Source organism: Acidovorax sp. HMWF029 (genome assembly GCF_003060895.1).
Classification (GTDB): Bacteria; Pseudomonadota; Gammaproteobacteria; order Burkholderiales; family Burkholderiaceae_C; genus Acidovorax.
Genome location: NZ_QAIH01000202.1, coordinates 1 through 1,766 on the forward strand (window position 1 = coordinate 1; position 1,766 = coordinate 1,766).

The window sequence follows — 1,766 nt, forward strand, 5'->3', positions numbered from 1 at the left end:
ACCGGCGAAGCGGCAGGTGGGGAGGGGGCGTGGCCGGCAGCGACCGGAAAATACAGCGTGAACCGGCTGCCCTGGCCGGGCGTGCTTTGCACGTCCACACCGCCTTCGTGCGTTCGCATCACGCCATGCACCACGGCCAGGCCCAGGCCGGTGCCTTGGCCCACAGGCTTGGTGGTGAAGAAGGGCTCGAAAATGCGCTCCAGCGTGGTCGCGTCCATACCGGGGCCGCTGTCGCGCACCGTGAGGGCCACGTAGTCGATGGGCGCCAGGCCCAGGCGTTCGGAGAGGCGCTGGTCGGGCTGCACCGTGGCGGCCTCCACATGGATGCTGCCACGTTCGCTGTCTTGGCCCTGGATGGCATGAACAGCGTTGGTGCACAGGTTGAGCAGAGCCTGCTCCACCTGCGTGACATCGGCGAGCACCGGTGGCAAACCGGCTTGCAGATGCATGTGCAATTCGATGGCGGGCGGCATAGTTACGCGCAGCAGGCGCTCGGTGTCGTGCACCACCTCGGCCAACGACACGGCCGAGCGTTGTGGGGGCTCGTTGCGACTGAAGGTGAGGATCTGGCGCACCAGGTCGCGCGCGCGGCGGCCGGCCTTGTCGATTTCCAGCAGGCTTTCGAGTACGGGAGAGTCCGCTGCGCAATCGGCCTTGGCCAGTTCTACGTTGCCCAGTATCGCGCCCAGGATGTTGTTGAAGTCGTGCGCAATGCCGCCCGCCATCGTGCCCACGGCCTGCATTTTGTGTGACTCCCGCAACTGCGCCTCCAGCTCGCTGCGGTGCGCCTCGGCCTTTTTGCGGCCGGTGAGGTCACGGGCGAACACGGTGGTGGTCTCGCCTTCGGCATGGCGCTCGAACGACACGCTCACTTCCACGGCCAGTTCCTTGCCGCTTGCGGTCAGCGCCGTCATCTCGCCCAGCAGCGCCTGGGTGGTGAGCTGGGCAAACGTCAGGGCCTGTGCCGCATCTGGCAGAAAGCGGTCGAGTGTGCTGCCCAGCGCGTCGCTGGCGCTGCATTGGAAGAGTGCGGCCGCCGTGGGGTTGAACACGGTGATGCGCTGGTGCTGGTCCACGCAGATGATGGCGTCCAGCGCCGAGTTGATGACGGCCTCGAGCCGTTTTTCGCTGGCGTGCAGTTGTTCATTGCGCTGCTGCAGCGTGAGCGCGCTGTGCTGCAGCGCCTGGCGTTCGGCCAGCAGCGGGCCCTGGTCGATCACTGCACACAAAAACTGCGACAGCGGCGCGCCGCTGGTTTGGGGTGCTTCGATGTGGGCGATGTGCAGGTCGCCCGTGATGCGGCTGGTGTCGTTGATGAGGAACACCACCTCCTTGGCCTCGCTGTGCCCCAAGTCCTGCGCCTGGACGAAGGCCTCGCGCACGCGCTGTGCGTCCTGCTGGCACACAAAGGGGATCAGCGCAATGAGGGGGCGGTCACGTTCGGTGGGCTGGAAGGATCGGTGCGCCATCGAGTTGGCTTGCACCACCATGTCGTGTTCGTCTACCACCATGAGGGCCAGCGGCACGCTGGCGAACAGGGTTTCGAACCGTTCGTAGGCGCTTTCGGCCACGGCCTGGCTGTAGCGCAGCACCTTGTTCTGGCTCTCCAGCTCGGCCTGGTAGGCGCGCAGATTGGCCACCAGGCTCTCGGCCGGGGTGTTGGATGACAGCGGGTGCCTTGCAGCCGGGGCGGGCCGCCGACCTGAGGGGTCCAGGAAGGACAGATCGGGCTCAGTCATGGGGCGGGCATGGCCAAGGAATGGGAC

1 protein-coding gene is annotated in these 1,766 nt (G+C 66.5%); it reads right to left on the reverse strand.

All coding sequences use genetic code 11. From position 1 onward, the window contains the following. Positions 1 to 1,739, reverse strand: a 1,739-nt coding sequence (locus tag DBR12_RS14090; RefSeq protein WP_108617836.1) for a PAS domain-containing sensor histidine kinase, incomplete at its 3' end; no start/stop codon positions are given. Positions 1,740 to 1,766 lie beyond the last annotated feature (27 nt).